This is a genomic window from Paenibacillus xylanilyticus, assembly GCF_047246825.1.
Taxonomy (GTDB): Bacteria; Bacillota; Bacilli; order Paenibacillales; family Paenibacillaceae; genus Paenibacillus; species Paenibacillus xylanilyticus_B.
This window is the reverse complement of sequence record NZ_JBFOLB010000002.1, coordinates 149,923-164,961: the sequence shown is the minus strand read 5'-3', so window position 1 is coordinate 164,961 and position 15,039 is coordinate 149,923. Positions and strand designations below refer to the sequence as shown.

Annotated in this window: 20 protein-coding genes; 18 read left to right on the top strand and 2 right to left on the bottom strand. The window is 45.5% G+C overall.

Going from position 1 to position 15,039, the window contains the following annotated elements; genetic code table 11:
• Positions 1–14: 14 nt before the first annotated feature.
• The gene (locus AB3N00_RS15480) at positions 15–890 is read right to left on the bottom strand and encodes a polysaccharide deacetylase family protein (RefSeq protein WP_413035418.1); all 876 of its coding nucleotides are present in this window, start codon (positions 888–890) and stop codon (positions 15–17) included.
• Positions 891–983: 93 nt separating this feature from the next.
• Here AB3N00_RS15480 and AB3N00_RS15475 point away from each other — a divergent pair, with 93 nt between their 5' ends.
• From AB3N00_RS15475 to AB3N00_RS15390, 18 genes are all read left to right on the top strand, one after another.
• Positions 984–1,337, top strand: coding sequence for a hypothetical protein (locus tag AB3N00_RS15475; protein WP_413035417.1), 354 nt, complete (start codon positions 984–986; stop codon positions 1,335–1,337).
• Positions 1,338–1,523: 186 nt separating this feature from the next.
• Complete coding sequence (locus AB3N00_RS15470; protein ID WP_413035416.1) at positions 1,524–2,138, top strand: genetic competence negative regulator; 615 nt, start codon at positions 1,524–1,526, stop codon at positions 2,136–2,138.
• A 42-nt stretch (positions 2,139–2,180) separates the two neighbouring features.
• Positions 2,181–2,876, top strand: coding sequence for a glutamic-type intramembrane protease PrsW (prsW, locus tag AB3N00_RS15465; protein WP_413035415.1), 696 nt, complete (start codon positions 2,181–2,183; stop codon positions 2,874–2,876).
• Positions 2,877–2,991: 115 nt separating this feature from the next.
• Positions 2,992–3,162 carry a hypothetical protein gene (locus AB3N00_RS15460; RefSeq protein ID WP_175397828.1) on the top strand — a complete coding sequence of 57 codons (171 nt, stop codon included), beginning with the start codon at positions 2,992–2,994 and terminating at the stop codon, positions 3,160–3,162.
• Between the two features lie 108 nt (positions 3,163–3,270).
• On the top strand, positions 3,271–4,617 hold the full coding sequence (gene ypeB, locus AB3N00_RS15455; protein WP_413035414.1) for a germination protein YpeB: 1,347 nt from the start codon (positions 3,271–3,273) through the stop codon (positions 4,615–4,617).
• A gap of 143 nt (positions 4,618–4,760) precedes the next feature.
• Positions 4,761–5,414: a flagellar brake protein gene (locus AB3N00_RS15450; RefSeq protein ID WP_413035413.1), complete on the top strand. Its 654-nt coding sequence runs from the start codon at positions 4,761–4,763 to the stop codon at positions 5,412–5,414.
• A 67-nt stretch (positions 5,415–5,481) separates the two neighbouring features.
• A complete protein-coding gene (locus tag AB3N00_RS15445; protein ID WP_413035412.1) occupies positions 5,482–5,706 on the top strand; it encodes a hypothetical protein in 225 nt (74 codons plus the stop codon).
• Positions 5,707–5,809: 103 nt separating this feature from the next.
• A complete protein-coding gene (cmk, locus tag AB3N00_RS15440; RefSeq protein ID WP_175397832.1) occupies positions 5,810–6,514 on the top strand; it encodes a (d)CMP kinase in 705 nt (234 codons plus the stop codon).
• Complete coding sequence (locus AB3N00_RS15435; RefSeq protein WP_413035411.1) at positions 6,511–7,098, top strand: lysophospholipid acyltransferase family protein; 588 nt, start codon at positions 6,511–6,513, stop codon at positions 7,096–7,098. The genes cmk and AB3N00_RS15435 overlap by 4 nt, the downstream gene beginning before the upstream one ends.
• Before the next feature lie 144 nt (positions 7,099–7,242).
• Positions 7,243–8,457: a 30S ribosomal protein S1 gene (gene rpsA, locus AB3N00_RS15430; protein WP_413035410.1), complete on the top strand. Its 1,215-nt coding sequence runs from the start codon at positions 7,243–7,245 to the stop codon at positions 8,455–8,457.
• A 185-nt stretch (positions 8,458–8,642) separates the two neighbouring features.
• A complete protein-coding gene (gene der, locus AB3N00_RS15425) occupies positions 8,643–9,965 on the top strand; it encodes a ribosome biogenesis GTPase Der (protein WP_175397834.1) in 1,323 nt (440 codons plus the stop codon).
• A gap of 11 nt (positions 9,966–9,976) precedes the next feature.
• Positions 9,977–10,600 (top strand): glycerol-3-phosphate 1-O-acyltransferase PlsY, encoded by a 624-nt coding sequence (gene plsY, locus AB3N00_RS15420; RefSeq protein WP_413035409.1) that lies wholly within the window; start codon positions 9,977–9,979, stop codon positions 10,598–10,600.
• Positions 10,593–11,633, top strand: a complete 1,041-nt coding sequence (locus AB3N00_RS15415; RefSeq protein WP_413035408.1) for an NAD(P)H-dependent glycerol-3-phosphate dehydrogenase — start codon at positions 10,593–10,595, stop codon at positions 11,631–11,633. Before plsY ends, AB3N00_RS15415 begins: the two co-directional genes overlap by 8 nt.
• Positions 11,634–11,733: 100 nt before the next feature.
• Positions 11,734–12,009, top strand: a complete 276-nt coding sequence (locus tag AB3N00_RS15410; RefSeq protein ID WP_056696692.1) for a stage VI sporulation protein F — start codon at positions 11,734–11,736, stop codon at positions 12,007–12,009.
• 172 nt (positions 12,010–12,181) lie between these two features.
• Entirely contained in the window at positions 12,182–12,361 is a 180-nt protein-coding gene (locus AB3N00_RS15405) for a DUF2768 family protein (RefSeq protein WP_017687688.1), read from the top strand.
• Between the two features lie 86 nt (positions 12,362–12,447).
• The gene (locus AB3N00_RS15400; protein WP_413035407.1) at positions 12,448–13,062 is read left to right on the top strand and encodes a hypothetical protein; all 615 of its coding nucleotides are present in this window, start codon (positions 12,448–12,450) and stop codon (positions 13,060–13,062) included.
• A gap of 22 nt (positions 13,063–13,084) precedes the next feature.
• Positions 13,085–13,438: a 2Fe-2S iron-sulfur cluster-binding protein gene (locus AB3N00_RS15395; RefSeq protein WP_413035406.1), complete on the top strand. Its 354-nt coding sequence runs from the start codon at positions 13,085–13,087 to the stop codon at positions 13,436–13,438.
• Positions 13,439–13,507: 69 nt separating this feature from the next.
• Positions 13,508–14,281 (top strand): hypothetical protein, encoded by a 774-nt coding sequence (locus AB3N00_RS15390; RefSeq protein ID WP_413035405.1) that lies wholly within the window; start codon positions 13,508–13,510, stop codon positions 14,279–14,281.
• A 96-nt stretch (positions 14,282–14,377) separates the two neighbouring features.
• Here the strand turns inward: AB3N00_RS15390 and AB3N00_RS15385 are convergent, their stop codons facing one another.
• A complete protein-coding gene (locus AB3N00_RS15385) occupies positions 14,378–14,767 on the bottom strand; it encodes a tautomerase family protein (RefSeq protein WP_413035404.1) in 390 nt (129 codons plus the stop codon).
• Positions 14,768–15,039: the final 272 nt, after the last annotated feature.

Sequence of the window (15,039 nt, the reverse complement as noted above, 5' to 3'; positions counted from 1 at the left end):
TGTTTTTTTATGTTTTATCGAGCTTCAAGTTCTATTGAACGTGGGTCTACGAACGAATATCCTTTTTTCTCCAATTTAGTTAACAATTCATCAAGCGCGTCGACAGTCCAGGGAAGCTCGTGCATCAATATGTTACTCCCGGGATTCAACTGGTCAAGCACATTTTGAATCACTTTTTCCGGTTTGTTCTTTGTGCTTTTGTCCCAATCCAGTGAACCGTTGGACCAAGTCATGTATAACATGCCGTTTTTTTGGACTGCAGCTTTGAGAGCGTCATTGCCGGAACCAAAGGGAGGTCGGAAAAATTCCGGCTCGACACCAATCGTATCTTTAACGATGTCTTGAACATCCGTTACCTGCTTGGCGGCTTGTGTAGTGGACATTTTTTTGAGATCTTCATGGTCCCACGCGTGATTCCCTATAATTTGCCCTCGCTCATGAATGATCTTTAACAACTCAGGGTGACTTTCGACACGATATCCATTGACGAAAAATATGGCCTTGGCATTATGTTTGTCCAGCGTATCGATTAATCCATTGATCATTTCTTTTTCCTTTGGACCGTCATCAAATGTGAGCAAGACAACCTTCTTTTCACCATGTTTATCATTTGGCTTAATGTAATAATTCTCATTCATATGATACGTTTTCGCAATTTTTTGTTCTACCTTTTCCTCAGTTGGTTCCTTGTCATCTGTAAGTTCAGGATTATTTTGAGCGTTGGGCTGATCAGTCTCCGCTGTCTCGGTGGAATCATTCTGACCACTTTGTACAGTGGAGGCGGGTTCATTTTCAGGAGTTGTTTTTTCAGTAGAGGCATCTTCTTGCATTCCACACGCAGACAGCAGTAGACTCGCGGCAATAATGAATGCTGCAGTAGTTCTAAACATAATTTCAACTCACTTTCCTGTATTTATGCGGAATGAGATGTCGTGCTTCCGCAAACACTAGTTGTGATCTTAACATAAGAGGAGGTTGGTGTAATGAAGGCGTCATCCTTTTTCTGGGGGATTGTAGTTGGCGTTGCTGCCAGCTCATATCTGTCCAAAGGCAAAATACCCATGCTGTCTTCTCTGTCGTCAGGGAACGTAATGGGTCAGGCCAAGCACAAGATGATGGAAATGACGTTTCCAGGCATGGATGGATTCAGCCCCAAGAATAATGAACATGGTGAATCCCACAAAAATGCAGTGAAGAAAACGGCAAGAGCGATTACCCCGCAGGAAAAAGAAGAGAACATGAACATGCTCAAAGATTTTATTCGCACCAATCCAGATGTTAAACATGAAGTTGAGCAGATTTTGACTCAAACAAACACAACAGTACCGGGTTTATAAACCAAAACTACTGTATAGAATCAACCACAGTCTTGAATGATGTGGATTGATTCTTTTTTTGTCGATTTTACTTCGTGCATTTGCAGGTATAAAATGATAACATAACTACATAGATTTATTTTCAGCACATATTGTTTTGTGCTTCATAATCTGTTATAAGACTTGCTTATAAAGGGGAGATCCTGTATGAAAATAGAACGATTAAGTCACGATAAGATACGGATTTTCCTGACCTTTGACGATCTGAGCGAGCGCGGAATACAAAAAGATGATATGTGGCAGGAAATACCTAAAGTTCATGAACTGTTCACTGAAATGATGGATCAGGCATATTCCGAACTTGGGTTCGATGCTACAGGTCCACTTGCTGTCGAAGTATTCGCACTTCCCGCTCAAGGAATGGTTGTCATTGTTACCCGTGGGAAATATGATCCGCAACAATATGGTTCGGGCAATGAGGACGATCTGCCTGAAGAAGTATACGAGATGGAAGTTACGTTAGAGCAAAGCGACTCCATCGTATACGCCTTTAAGGATTTTGAAGTATTAATCGAGGCTGCACATATGCTGCGTCAACACGTAACGAATGCCGGAAGACTCTATTCCTACAAAGACAAATGGTTCTTGCATCTGGAGCCGGATGAAGTCGATACCACCAAACACGCTGCGTTAATAGCGCTGCTTGCTGAATTTGGTGAAGGTTCTTCGGTAACGCCTGCGGTTATGGAAGAGTACGGTAAGGTTATTATTCCTGAACAGGCAATTGAAGTGATCTGCACCCATTTCAAACGTCAGGATTAAAGTTCAGATGTAAACGCGTCTTAGCCAGAGGAGGGAATTTCGGTGCTTTTGTTTTCGGTTTTAGCGGCAGCAGTAGCTCCGGGTCTCGCCTTGTTAACATATTTTTATCTGAAAGACCGTTATGATTCTGAGCCGCTTCATATGGTGTTGAGAGTGTTCGTCATGGGTATTCTGATGGTGTTGCCTGTGATGATCATCCAGCGAGGCATGATGATTTGGCTCGGAGATAACCCCTATGTTGAATCTATTCTAATCTCTGGTGGGGTTGAGGAATTCGTTAAATGGTTTGTGTTATATCATATTATTTATAATCACACGGAGTTTGATGAGCCCTATGACGGTATACTCTATGCAGTTGCCGTTTCACTTGGGTTTGCCACGGTAGAGAATGTTTTGTATGCCTTTGCGGGGAATGCATCCGTCTCAGCCATGTTTCTCCGTGCATTGCTCCCTGTGTCAGGACACGCCATGTTTGCCGTAATTATGGGGTATTACATGGGGCGGGCCAAGTTTACGGATGGCAGGAAGAAACGATGGTTTCTAATGATGTCCCTAGTGCTTCCGTTTTTCTGGCACGCGCTGTACGATGTCATCATGAACACCATGGCAAACTACTGGCTGTGGTTCATTGCACCGCTAATGGCGGGGCTATGGTATGGGGCAATAGGCAAAATTACGCGGGCTAACAACCGCTCTCCTTTTCGATTTGTGAAACGGGAGGAAGAGATTAAATTATAGAAATACGGACACACTGGTGGACATGGAGCGCATACTGCGCCTGATGCCCCGGTGTGTTTTTTTGTTCTGGAATAAAAATCCCTGGGGAATGACCAATAGAAACGGGGACAGCGTAATGAGAATTAAAATTAAAATTAGATGCAAACAGTGCGGAGAGCGTTTTACGCTGCGTGGTAAAAAAGAAAGAGGTCGGATTGAGACCGGGTTTAAGCAGTGCCTGTGCGATAATCGGGATCAATTTGAGATTGAGGAAGACGGCGTTACGTCCTGGATTCAGATGAACTAATAGGTGCGTGTAGAGTCAAACATTGTGCCGACTGGAAAACCGATGCATAAGAGGACTTTCTTCGATCCACAATATAGATAGTGGTTCAGATGAAAGGAGACTCTACCGATGTATAAACGTTTAAGTTCAGTCATGTTTCCGATATTTGCAGTACTGCTGATCGGTGCCCTTGTTTGGGGATACCAAGAGAACCAGGAGAAAAATGCGATTTTGATCAAAGCGGAGAATCAATACCAGCGCGCGTTCCACGACCTGTCTTTTCATATGGACAAACTGCATTCCGAAATCGGTAATACACTGGCAGTGAACTCCACTTCCCAGGGAATGCACCGTAAAGGTCTGATGAATGTGTGGCGGCTCACGAGTGAAGCACAAAATGAGATTAACCAACTGCCTCTCACCATGCTGCCTTTCAATGAAACAGAGGATTTTCTTTCCCGAATTTCAAACTTCGCCTATCAGGCATCCATGCGTGATTTGACCAACGAACCACTGAGTGAGAAAGAGATGGGCAACCTGAAAAGGCTGTACCAGAACTCCTCCGAGATCACAAAAAATCTTCAGGACGTTCAACAAAAAGTGCTTTCAGACCGCTTGCGCTGGATGGATGCCGAAACGGCTATGGCGACGGAAGAAGAAACGATGGATAACACCATTGTCGATGGGTTTCGCACTGTAAACAAAAAGGTACAGGAGTATCCTGAGCTCGACTGGGGTCCTTCAGTATCCAACATTTATGCAAAACGTTCAGTCAAAAAGCTCGATGGAATCCCAATGACAAAAGAGCAGATCCAGAGCAAAGCTGCGAAATTCTCCAATGCAGACAGCAACAAGATTCAAGTGCAGGAGAATGGTAAGGGCACAGACTGGGAGTCGTATACTGCCACAATCAATCAAACCAAAGACAGCAAATTGATGATGGATTTTACGCGCAATGGGGGAATGTTGATTTCCTACAGCGATACACGTCCAATCGGAACGAAAAAGGTGTCACGTCAAGAAGCTATGGCCAAGGCTGATCAATTCCTCGTCAATAAAGGCTACAAAGATATGAAGGCTGTAAATTACGACGAGTACGGTAATTTGGGTAACTTGACGTATGTGCGCAAACAAGGGGACACCCTGATCTATCCTGAAAAAATGTCCGTTCGAGTTGGACTGGACACTGGAGATGTTACAGGTTTTCAGGCGAGTGACTACGTTTATGAGCATCAGAAACAGCGGAAGATTCCGAAAGCCGCTCTTACTGAAGCTCAGGCTCGCAAAAAGCTGAATCCCGAATTTGAAGAGAATTATGCCCGGAAATCGCTGATTGAGAATGATTACAGCAAGGAAGTGCTGTGTTATGAATTCGGTGGACGCATCAATGGCACGAAATACCGGATTTACATCAATGCGGATACAGGTGTCGAGGAAGCTGTTGAGGAAATTAAACCAGTGAATGCGACTCCGTAACATCAAGTCAAAGGAGTTTCCAGCGTATTTCCGCGGAACAGACCACGTTGTGGTCTGTTTTTTTGTTATCCGCTATGAGAAAGGTCATGGTATAATAGTCCCTGTACATACGATGATTAATAGCTAAGGTGGCGGTGAAGAACTTGTATCCGAAAATTAATGAAATTTTGCACATTCAGATTGCCTCAGCAGATGAGAAAGAAGAGAGCAAGGAATACAAATCCCGTATTGCGGACTTGGATGAACACAGTTTCTTGATTGAAGTCCCCATGCAGCAGGGGAGCAGTCGTTTAAAAAGATTGTATTTCGGAGAAGAACTGTCCATTTATTATATGACTGAAGATGGAGTCAGACATTATTTCAATACGTACGTGACCGGATTCGAGGAAGACGTTGTAAGACTTGTACGCATACGCAAACCGCTTCCTGACGATATTTCTAAAATACAGCGACGCAGCTTCCTGCGTGTTCACGCAAATCTTGAATTAGCCATCCAAGCAGAGAATCTGACCCGTGCCGTGGCAATGACTGAAGATATTGGCGGCGGGGGATTGTCCATATACGGGGAACCAAACTTTTCGGTCGCGGAGGGGCAAAAGTTGAATTGCTGGCTGCTCATTCCCTATCGAAATTCCACCATCGAACATGTGGCTTTCGAGGCTGAAGTCGTTCGCATCAAGACACTGGAGTCGGGCAGACAGATATGCATGTTGAAGTTTGTACAGATTACTGACTCGGAACGTCAAAAAATTATCAAGTTCTGCTTTGAACGGCAGCTGGACTATCGTACAAAATAAGAGTCCGCATTTTGAATAAAAAGGAAATTTGCCGGGAAACGTAATGGGAAAAACGGAGGTACATGTGATGAATCACCGCCATTTATCCCGAAGATATGAACGTCTTTACTATGTCTTATCAAGACGGATGGAGAAAAGGGTCCTTAAGCTCATCTCTGTCTTGGTTTTGCTGTTGGTGGTGTATCAAATTATGCTGCAGGTTCCCTATTTCAAAAAAAACGTGACCCTCATTGACCGGATGGAAGGAACACCAATTCAGCAAAAGTCTTCAACGGAAAGGGAACAACGCTGATTTGGCTGTTTTTGCATCCATGTGTATAGTGTGGTATAATTTTCACGATGCAGGCAATGCCTGTTTTTTTATTGAGGCTTATCGTTTGAGGAGGAATGCCCCGTTGGCAAGCCAGAACACATCAGAGAACGGGAAGATGAACGTTGCAATTGACGGACCTGCCGGTGCCGGGAAAAGCACGGTGGCCCGATTGGTTGCAGAGGCGCTCGAGTATATTTACGTCGATACTGGCGCAATGTACCGTGCGGTAACCCTGCACATGATCCGGAAAGGGATTTCGCCGGATAATGTAACAGAGGTACTTCAGGAAGCCCACAAACTGGTCATTGATTTACAACCGGACCCGGGCGGACAGAAAGTGTTCTGTAACGGGGAAGATGTAACCTCGGAAATCCGCTCCCGTGAAGTTACGGGGATCGTGTCCCGATATGCGCAAATCGAGGGGCTGCGTTCGCAATTAGTGGATACTCAGCGGCAAATGGCTTTGCGCAAGGGCGTCGTCATGGATGGACGCGATATCGGAACGACAGTATTGCCCGATGCGGAAGTGAAAATCTTCATGACTGCCAGTGTGGAAGAGCGTGCACTTCGCCGCTTCAAAGAACTGGACCCCTCTGAAGGACTGACGTTGAAGCAACTAGAGCGAGACATCGCCACGCGTGACAAATTGGATGAAGAGCGGGAAATATCCCCACTTCGCTGTGCTGAGGACGCAACTGTTCTTGATACAACCAATATGAGCATTCATGAAGTGGTTGACAAAATCGTATCTTATTGCACAATGGTCAGAGGAGAGGTTGGTCTATGATTTACACATTTTGCAGCACAGTACTGCGGATCATTTACACCATTCTTTTCCGCCTGGAGGCAGTTGGACGGGAGAACATCCCGCAAGAGGGCGGCGTACTTTTATGTTCTAATCATATCAGTAACTTTGATCCTCCAACGGTAGGTATTAAAATCCGCCGTCAGGTACGCTTCATGGCCAAAAGTGAATTGTTTGATGTTCCGGTACTTGGCAAAATCATTAAGGCTGTAGGTGCGTATCCCGTTAAACGTGGAGGCGTTAGCAAGGAATCCATCAAAACTTCACTGAACATTTTGCGTAATGGTGAAGTGCTTGGCATTTTCCCATCTGGGAGCCGGCACAACGATGGAGGCATCGGCAAAAAAGGTGCAGCGAGCTTCGCTCTTCGGAGTGGTGCCACCGTTATCCCTACTGCTATTATCGGCAACTACAAGCTTTTTCGTAAGATGAAAGTTGTGTATGGAGCACCGGTGAATTTGGACGAGTTTAAGGAAGATCCTTCCGGTGATGCACTGGAAAGAGCAACTGAAAAGATTATGTCCAAAATTAATGAAATGGTGAAAACAGGCGTACCGAGCAAATAATTTGTTCTTCGCCGTAAGTCTGAATGCATGTTTCCATATTTTTGAGGGAAACTAATCCGAGCATTCAGCGTTGAAAGTGTTTTGAACTCTGCTATAGGCAGGTTTGAATATAATGGGGTTTTTGAATTGAGGAGGGTATTTGACATGTCGGAAGAAATGAAAAATCAAGAAGCAACCCAAGATGAGTTGGATCAATTCGTTTCCTTGAAAAAAGGAGATACCGTAAAAGGAACCATCGTCAAATTGGAAGATAACCAAGCCTATGTGAGCATTGGATATAAATATGACGGTGTAATTCCAATTCGCGAATTGTCCTCTTTGCATGTAGACAGCGCGTCTGATGCAGTTGAAGTTGGACAAGAAGTTGAAGCTAAAGTACTTAGCATCGACGACGAGAAAGAAAAACTCGTTCTGTCCAAACGTGCGATCGACAGCGAAAACGCTTGGGATCAATTGCAAAAGCATTTTGAAGACCAAGACGTGTTCGAAGTTGTTGTTGCTGACGTGGTAAAAGGCGGTCTGGTAGCAGACGTGGGCGTACGCGGATTCATCCCGGCTTCCATGGTTGAGCGCCATTTCGTTGAAGATTTCAGCGACTACAAAGGACGCACACTGCGCGTTAAAGTGAAAGAGATCGATCGTGAGAACAACAAAGTGATCCTTTCCCAAAAAGACGTACTGGAGCAAGAATTCGAAGCAAACAAAGCTGAGGTTATGGCTGGTCTGCAAGAAGGTCAAGTCATCGAAGGTACTGTTCAACGTTTGACTCAATTTGGTGCATTCGTTGATGTAGGTGGAGTTGACGGTCTGGTTCACGTATCCGAGCTTGCTTGGACTCATGTGGACAAACCATCTGACGTTCTTTCCGAAGGCGACAAAGTTAGTGTGAAAGTGCTGAAAGTTGACCCTGAAAAAGGTAAAATCAGCCTGAGCATGAAAGCTGTTCAACCAGGACCATGGGAAACAGCTGGCGAGAAATTCAATACTAGCGATATCGTAACAGGTGTTGTAAAACGTCTTGTTGATTTCGGTGCATTTGTTGAAATCGCTCCTGGTGTTGAGGGACTTGTGCACATCTCGCAAATTTCCCACAAACACATCGGCACTCCACACGAAGTGTTGAAAGAAGGTCAGGAAGTTCAAGTTAAGATTCTCGACATGAACCCTGCTGAGCAACGTGTAAGCTTGAGCATCAAAGAAACAGAAGAAGCTCCAGCTCAACCACAAAAATCAGAAAGACCTGCTAGAAACAACGCTCCACGTGAAGAAATCAACAATCCAAACGTTTCCTTGAACAATCAAGGTATGAGCACTACGCTTGGCGAACTGTTTGGTGACAAACTCAGCAAATTCAAATAAGTTAACAATGCATGGTTCTTAGTTATATACTGCATATTTTGCTGAACAATAAAAGCAAGATCGGCGAGCCCCAGCGGGTTCGCCGATTGTTGTTATTGTGAGCATTCTTGGCATGAAACGTTAGCCAAGCCATGTGTTTTTTGCTATGATGAGTAACGTAAGTATGGACAGGAGGAGTGGAATGTATGGCAAGACCCGTTGTGGCAATTGTCGGGCGACCGAACGTGGGTAAATCCACTATATTTAATCGGATTATCGGCGACAGACTGGCCATTGTGGAAGACAAGCCGGGTATTACCCGTGACCGGATCTACGGAATCGGTGAATGGAACGGTAAACCATTCAGTATTATCGATACAGGTGGTATCGAAATCGACGGCGAGGATGTCATTCTTAAATCAATTCGGATGCAGGCAGAGCTCGCCATTGAAGAAGCGGATGTTATTGTATTCATGTGTGATGCAAAAGCAGGAATTACGCAATCTGACGAAGAAGTCGCAGAGATGTTGTACCGCTCAGGCAAGCCCATTGTTGTAGCCGTTAACAAAGTGGATAATATTGGGCGTAGTGAGCTCATTTACGAGTTTTATGGATTTGGATTTGGCGACCCTATCGGTGTATCCGGAAGCCATGGTACAGGTGTTGGCGATCTGCTGGATGCAATCGTCGAGAAACTGCCTGAACTTGAGGAAGAGACATACGATGATGATGTGATTCGTGTTGCTTTGATCGGACGTCCGAATGTTGGTAAATCTTCATTGGTAAACGCCATCTTAGGTGAGGAACGCGTTATCGTCAGTGATGTAGCTGGCACAACGCGTGATGCCATCGATACCCCGTTTGAAAAAGACGGACAACGTTACGTGCTGATTGATACAGCAGGTATGCGTAAACGCGGTAAAGTGTATGAAACTACCGAAAAATACAGTGTTATGCGCGCCATGCGTGCCATTGAACGTGCGGATGTCGTTCTGGTTGTCATTAACGGCGAAGAAGGCATCATTGAGCAGGACAAGCATATTGCAGGTTATGCATTTGAAGCCGGCAAAGCCTCCCTGTTCGTAGTGAACAAATGGGACGTTGTGGACAAAACGGATAAAACGATGAACGAGTTTGAGAAAAAAATTCGGGATCATTTCCTGTTTATGACTTATGCTCCTGTAGTCTTTTTGTCAGCCAAGACAAAACAACGCTTACAAAAATTGCTCCCTGTGGTAACGCGAGTTGCTCAGCAGCATGCCATGCGGGTTCAGACGCATCTGCTTAATGATGTTGTATCTGATGCTGTCGCAATTAATCCGCCGCCTACGGACAAAGGGCGCAGAATGCGCATTAACTATGTGACACAGGTTGCCGTCAAACCGCCGACCATGGTTATTTTTGTAAACGATCCAGAATTGATGCACTTCTCTTACGAACGTTATCTGGAGAATAAAATCCGTGGAGCGTTTGATTTCGAAGGTACGCCAATTCGCATATTTACTCGGAGGAAGTCCGACGAAGGTTAGGGGAGAAGTTTGTGATTTTACCAATCGCAGCGATTGTTCTGAGCTATTTGCTTGGTTCAATCAGCTTTAGTGTCCTCCTTGCAAAGGCAATACGGGGGATCGACATTCGTCAACATGGGAGCGGAAATGCAGGGGCTACCAATACATTGCGAATTTTGGGTAAAGGGCCTGCGATTCTTGTTCTGCTGTTGGATGTCCTTAAGGGTATTGCGGCTGTATGGATTGGAGTATGGCTCAGTAACGGTTCAGAGTGGATTCCTGCAATTTGTGGTATAGCAGCGATTGCAGGACATAACTGGCCGCTCTACTTCCGATTCCGTGGAGGAAAAGGAATTGCAACAGCAATTGGCGTACTCGCTACTCTTGCAATAGTCCCAGCGGTATCCGCCGGGGTTATTGCAATCCTGTCTATCGTTTTGACTCGTTACGTATCACTGGGTTCCCTTATTTTCGTAGCCTTAACACCAATCTTCATCCTAGTGTTTCCTGGATATTCCATGAATTTATTCTGGGGAAGTCTGATTATTTGTCTGTTTGCATTTTGGAGACATCGCACCAACATTGCGAAGCTTGCCAGAGGACAGGAAAATAAATTAGGAGCCAAAAAACCTGGGGGTGGAAAACGCGTTGTCTAAAAAAGTTGCCGTCCTGGTCGCAGGCAGTTGGGGGACCGCTCTGGCCAGTGTGCTGGCCGCCAATGGTCTGGATGTGACGATGTGGACACGTGGTGAGGAGCAGGCCGCCGAGATTAATAACCACCATAAAAATAACCGTTTTCTTCCTGGGGCAGAACTATCAGATCGCATTCAGGCAACGACAGACATGGGGGATGCAGTTCAGGGGGCATCAGCAGTACTGATTGTCGCACCTTCTTCGGCCATGAGATCGGTTGCTAATCAACTGAAGTCATACTACACGCCTGAAATCTTAATCATTCATGCGACTAAGGGATTTGAAACGGAAAGTCTCAAACGTATGTCTACGGTTATTTCCGAAGAGCTCGAATGCGATGAAGGGCATATTGTGGTCCTTTCCGGTCCGAGTCATGCTGAAGAAGTTGTAAAACGGTGCCCTACAACCGTAGTTGTGGCCTCACTGGACAAAGCCGCAGCGGATGCTGCGCAAGCTTTGTTTATGAATGCCTATTTCCGTGTGTATACGAATCGGGATATGCTTGGTGTAGAGCTGGCAGGTGCTTTTAAAAATATTATCGCGCTTGGTGCAGGGATGTCTGACGGCCTTAACTTCGGTGATAATGCAAAAGCAGCCCTGTTGACTCGCGGACTTGCAGAAATCACACGGATTGGTGTGGAAATGGGTGCGAACCCGCTTACGTTTTCCGGTCTTGCGGGAATTGGTGATTTGGTCGTTACTGCTACGAGTCAACATAGCCGTAACTGGCGTGCTGGTTCCATGCTGGGCCAGGGACAAAAGCTTGAGGATGTTCTAAATTCCATGGGAATGGTAGTCGAAGGAATTCGTACGACGAAAGCAGCCTACTTTATCTCCCAGAAATACGGGGTGCAGATGCCGATTGCAGATCAACTGTATCACGTCCTTTTTCAGGATCGCGAGCCACGTGACGCTGTAGAAGCTCTCATGGGCCGGGACCCCAAGACCGAAATGGAAGTCATGAAACTTGAAACATGGGAACAGTGGCATTCCTGATTGGACATTGCCCAGCTCACTGATAATGAAGAAGCTTATTCACCTTTTCTCCGGCCCACTCATACTATACACATGAGTATTGCCGGAGGAGGGGAGACGAATGGGTAACAACATTTCCAAGGATGCACTGAAAGCGATCAACAAAAAAACGGGTAAAACGATAACGGAAGGTGCCGTCAAGAAATTGGCGAGTACTGTAAAACCGTCAACCATGCAGAATGAAGCTCAGTTGCGCCAATTGATCAAGCAGGTATCCGCCATGGCTAAGGTTCCGGTATCTGAAGATACGGTTCAGGATATTGTAAGTGCGGTCAAAAAGAGCGGGCTGAATCCAAACAGTATGGAGTCATTAATGAAAATGATGATGAAAAAATAATAGATCGTTCCTGCATCTGCAAGTGAGCGAGCAAGACAAAAAGACGAGTCAGCTTTAGCTGGCTTTCTTTTTGTCTTTTTTTTGGAAAAGAGTGCTGAATTTCGTGTTATAATAATTTCAATTGTCACCGTGTCAGGGATGAATAACGGATTGAAGGGGAGACTGCTGGATTATGAGCGCAATGGACAAGATGTGGCTATCATTGGTTGCGATTCTTATTATGGGACTGTCTGTATTCCTTATTACCTTTGCGAGGGCCAAAACCAAGGGTATTGTAAGGGGAATTTTATCATTAATCGCGTTTCTGATTATGCTCATTGGTTTTTTCGGCGGAATAGCATCACTGACTTGATCTCTTTTTCTTGCCTGAAGCATGACATCCGCATAGCACATCGTAAGAACTGACACAATGAAAACGGATGAAGGGAAGGTGAGCCGATGGGGCCGCAGGAAACGGAGGAGCTTACAGGACGCTATCCAAAATTAATTGCTGCGTTGCTGGAAACGGCAAAAGCCTGGAATGAAGAGTCTTATACATGGCTGCTTGGGGGAAGCTGCGGATTACTGCTGCAGCAGGTCGAGTTGCCGCAGGCTCCCAGGGATATCGATGTGTACGCCGACCTTGCTGCAGCAAAAAGGCTGCATCATTCTGCCCCAGGCACCGTGTTGGATGAACCTGTTGTGGATCGAACGGGGCCGTATGCTTCATTACTGAGTCATTATCAGGTGGGGGAGTGCGCACTTGAACTCGTAGGCGGATTCGAAGTGTGGTCTCGAAAGAGTTGGTACCGTATTGAGATTGAACATATGCTGACTCACCATGCACCTCAAGTTCAATTAGGGTCCTATACGTTAAGATTAATGCCTCTTGCTCATGAGCTTCTTTTTAATCTGCTGAGAGGTCGAGCTGACCGTTATGAGCCTATTGCCAAAGTCATTCGGAAGCATCCACATGCGCATCAGCCCTTAATGAATTTATTGGGTGAGCATAACGTATGGACAAGCCGATTCACTGCAGAGGTAGAGGAGTTAGTCGGCTTTTCATGGACTTAGTAGGAGGAAGGAGAGGAAGGGCATGGAGCACACGATTACATTTTTACCGCAAAATAAAAGCATTCGCCTAAAGGCGGGAGCAAATCTGTTGAATGCCGCACGCCGTGCAGGAGTGAAAATCCCCACTCGGTGTGATGGCAAAGCCGCTTGCCTCATGTGCAAGGTCAAAGTGGATGCTGATCAACTTCAGGCTTTGGACCCTCCTACCGATGCTGAAAGAAGAAAATTGGGTTCCCTGCTCGACGGGGGAACTCGTCTTGCCTGTCAGGCCAAGGTACGAGGAGCGGTATCTGTACATGTTCCGGAAGACCCGCTAAAGGCTGCAATTCGAAAACAGCTGGAGCTCCAACAGCAAGAGAATGACGATTGGTTCTGAAACTAACCTGAATTGAGCTAACCGAGATGGGAGTCTACGTTGGACTCTTCACATTCAAGGAGGATGCGGATGAACATAAATGTGGAAAAGGACTCAAAAAGATGGAGGCACAGCATTATGCGAAGCGGCTGTCTGCTGTTGTTCCTTATGCTTACTCTTACAGTGAGTGGTTGCATGTATCCAAGCCAGAGTAGTGACGATCCCAAAATAGCCTACCGGGAGAGCGTGAACCGGGTACAGAGCGCTGTAGAGGCTTTTCAGAAAGATCAGGGTATTTTACCCATGATTAATGCCGATATGGACACACCAAAATATGAAAAGTTCAGAGTGGATCTGCAGAAGCTGAAACAGCAAGGTTATTTGGATGAAATTCCAGGCACTGCTTTTGAGAGTGGTGGTAGCGCTTACTTCCTGATTCAAAATGAAGTGACAGCGCCCACTGTAAAAGTGATGGATCTGCAAACAGTACAAAAGGTAAATGATGTCCAGCGCATGATCAATCAGTATAAAACCGTACATAACGGCAAGCTGCCCGCCGGGGAGGAATTGTATACAGGTCTATATGCTGTAGATATGAAACAAGCTGCTCAGGCAGGTGCTTCAATGGTGACCCTTAAGAGTGTATATTCTGGTCAGGAGTTACCGTTTATGATGGACGATGTAGGAAATGTGTATGTCGACTATGCATTTGATATCATGCAGGCGGTGGATAAGTCAGATCGTTCTCCGGCGGAGGCGGATGATGTGCGCGAGTTTTTACTGGAGCACTCCCATTTCGTTCCCGTAAAATCAGTACCTTATAGCTGGCAAAATAATGCCCCGGTGGCACAAGTTAATCCTTAAATGAACTGAGCAAAGAAAGAGATATTCCACTTGAGGGGATATCTCTTTTTGTTTTAAGTATGCTCAAAAATTCAATTGAAAGTGACGTCTAACACTTCAGACCTGAACGTTGTAGTTTAACTCAAGTTCATCGCCGGGCAAGCCGCGAATGCCCCACTGACTGCGTGGTGTTTCGAAAATCGTGATTTCCACATCATTGACGGATAGCTCCAGCTCTTCATTCATTTGTTTAAATAACTGCACAATTAATTCTCTTTTGGTTTCGGCGGTTCTTCCTTCAAACATGCTGATTTCAATAATGGTATACGCAGCAGACCGATCTGGTGGAAAAATAAAATCCTCTGCATCCATGGGGAAGTAACGATGAAACTTCTTGGTTTCTGGTAAACCTAATACATCCATCATGACCGAATGGATCACGTGCGATAACCGCTCCTTCAGGGGATCCAACTGCTCACGGTTTCCGAAAATCTTGATCTGTGCCATGCTCATCTCACCTTTCTCATCTCATTAGTTCATCTTGTCTCAGCTCAGCTTGCTTATCATGTTACCTACCACATTCACAGTATACCTTTTGCTCGACTTGTCCGGTACTCCAAATTCAATGAATCAAACCAGCATAAAAGCGTACACTTGCTCATAAAGTAGATTGAAATAATGACGCGCAGTCCGAGAGCGGGGCGCTTTTCTAAAGGGTAAGACCTGGAGAAAAAAACAAAAAAACGCGTCATATTGCTGCATACGGATACATAAGATGA